The sequence below is a fragment of the Enterobacter sp. 50793107 genome (genome assembly GCF_001463365.1).
Lineage (GTDB): Bacteria > Pseudomonadota > Gammaproteobacteria > Enterobacterales > Enterobacteriaceae > Enterobacter > Enterobacter cloacae.
Genome location: NZ_LNII01000148.1, coordinates 1 through 2,438 on the forward strand (window position 1 = coordinate 1; position 2,438 = coordinate 2,438).

3 protein-coding genes are annotated in these 2,438 nt (G+C 55.8%); all 3 read right to left on the reverse strand.

What is annotated here, in order from left to right:
* A partial coding sequence (locus tag APU11_RS19240) for a contractile injection system protein, VgrG/Pvc8 family (protein ID WP_239691337.1) occupies nucleotides 1-222 on the reverse strand: 222 nt, incomplete at its 3' end.
* A gap of 65 nt (nucleotides 223-287) precedes the next feature.
* A complete protein-coding gene (locus APU11_RS19245) occupies nucleotides 288-722 on the reverse strand; it encodes a hypothetical protein (RefSeq protein ID WP_038986370.1) in 435 nt (144 codons plus the stop codon).
* An 89-nt stretch (nucleotides 723-811) separates the two neighbouring features.
* Nucleotides 812-2,438 (reverse strand): type VI secretion system tip protein TssI/VgrG (gene tssI, locus APU11_RS19250; protein WP_060578702.1); only part of this gene is annotated, 1,627 nt, incomplete at its 5' end.

Consider the following 2,438-nt stretch of genomic DNA (forward strand, 5'->3'; position numbering starts at 1 on the left):
CACGCGCGTGACTTTACCGTTGATGTAGCGCGGGGTAAGCAGGTTCTGGGTGGGGATGGTCACCGTGACCGGCTGGCCCAGCAGTTTGCTGCGGTCGATACGCGCATCCGTGCCGAGCAGGGTCAGCATCAGGGCGAACGACTCGGACATCGCCTCGCGGCCGGAGAGTTTCCAGAAAAGCAGCCCCTCGACGGGGAGCTGGACGGTAATTCGGTTGAGCATAATCGTTATTCCGTAAATGCAACATCTTAGTTTCAGCAGCCTCGATGCAGCGTTAATTGCAACGCTTACTTAAGCCACAAACCTGAAAACATAAGGACACACCCCAACGAGAGAAGGAGTTTGGCAAAGATAAACAGGGGCGGCGCTACGGTGTGTGTGACCCGGGAAATTTTTTCATAATTCGGAGCGTTGTATTTTTTATGCCCCACCATAACACCAGACAATATTGTGCATAGCAAAACGGCGGTAAATTTCATACCCCAGACGCACAGGAGAGACATAGATATGATGATGGAGTAGTGTTTAGCCACCGCGACCGGAAATAATGAAAATGACTGAGCCAGCCATTTCAAAAGAAAACCAATGCCGACTGTAGAAAGCAGGACAAGTACCAGTATCAGACCCGTATTGATCCATTGTTTCTTATTAAACAGGTTATTGTTATTCCAGATAAGCGCAAGTGTGAGGATCAAAAAGAAAAAAAAGAAAAACCAGTTCATTTCAATATGCCTCTTTTGCCCACCAACACATGCACCTCCCGTCGCCTTACGGTAACGGGATTGCCGGTTGTGTGGCAGGCTGAATATGCTTACTTATTGGCATTGAACACAAAAAAACCATCCACTTCCTGCTGGATTGCCGTCTGGTGGGATGCCCCTGGCGCATCGATGGCATTGCTGCCATCAGCAGGGTTAAGATGCAGTTCCCCGGAAAGCGTGTTTATTTGTGCACTCTGTTTTGCGGTAAAGTTAAAGTTATTGCCAATGATATTCACGCTCCCGTCTTTTGATAATTCAATGGCGCTTTCACCACACTCCAGCCTCAACGTATTGCCCGCTGAAATAATAAAGTTATTAACAACTTTATCGCTGCGGCTGTTGCCCGTCAGGCAGACCACATCCCCTTTAACCCCTGCCTTCTGATTTTTTGCCACCCGTAAGGTTTCATCCTCTCCCACATATTGGGTTCGATTTTTTTCCGTGGCATGCGATTCATCATTTTTGACGTTGATATCGAGATTGCGCTCGGCCTGGAGCCACACCTGTTCCGCACCCGCCTTGTCCTCAAACCGCAGGGCGTTGGCATTATCCACGGAGCCATCTTTCGTGCGGCTCATAAAGCCCATCTGCGTCGCCGCCGCCGGCAGCGCCCACGGTGGCATGCTGGCATCGTTGTACACGCGCCCGGTGATAATCGGACGGTCCGGGTCACCGTTGATAAAGTCCACCACCACCTCATCGCCCACGCGCGGGATCTGCACCCCGCCGTAACCCTGGCCCGCCCAGGCGCTCGACACACGCACCCAGCAGGAGCTGGTGTCGTCCCCTTTTGCCAGACGGTCCCAGTGGAATTTCACCTTCACGCGGCCGTATTTGTCCGTCCAGATGCTTTCTCCCTGCGGCCCGACAACCTTCGCCGTCTGCGGGCCGTAGGTGCGCGGCCACGCCGTGGACTGCGCCGGACGGAACGACACCGACGCCGGGATAACCGTGAAATCGATACGGTGAATGGTCTCCCCTTCGCCGCTGGCATAGCGGTTCTCTTCCAGATGATACCCGGCCGCCGTCACCAGATAGTCACCGTTATCGCTGAAGAACGGTGCGTTGGTCAGGGTGAAGGTGTGGCCCGGCGCAATACCCGCCGCCGTGGCCGTGGCCTGAATCTGCTGATGCTCCACCTGCCAGCGCTCCTGGCGAATGCGGGCGTAGAACTCCGCATGCCCGGTCTCCACAAAGCGCCCAGGCCAGTCGTACACGTCAATGCTGCCCGGCTTCGGCGACGCCGGGTTCTGCTGCGCCTGGAACAGCCACGCGTTCGGCTTGCGGAAGTCGTAGTCGTCGAGGCTGTAAATGCCCGGCGTGACGCTGTCCTCCAGCGCCCACTGGCTGATGCCCTCTTCGTCCGTGCTGCCGCCGGACGGCGTCTGGTGATAGGGGATGACCTCGTAACCGCTGAACGGCTGATGCTGCGTGGCGGCGTCGGTGAGCACCAGGGTGTGTTTGTCGGCCTCGTGGCTGAAGTAATACGCTATTCCCTCCAGCTCCATCAGGCGGCTGATAAAGTCGAGACTCGACTCCTGATACTGGACGCAGTAGTCCCACACCCGGTAGCTGCCGGTGAGCTTATCTTCCACGTTGACCTGATGCTCGCCCAGCAGGGTTTTCACAATCTGCGGCACCGTCTGCCCCTGGAAGATACGCAGGTTACGGTCGCGG

Excerpts from the sequence above, each read along its gene's own strand:
- APU11_RS19245 (WP_038986370.1), bottom strand. The coding sequence starts at position 722 with ATGAACTGGTTTTTCTTTTTTTTCTTTTTGATCCTCACACTTGCGCTT.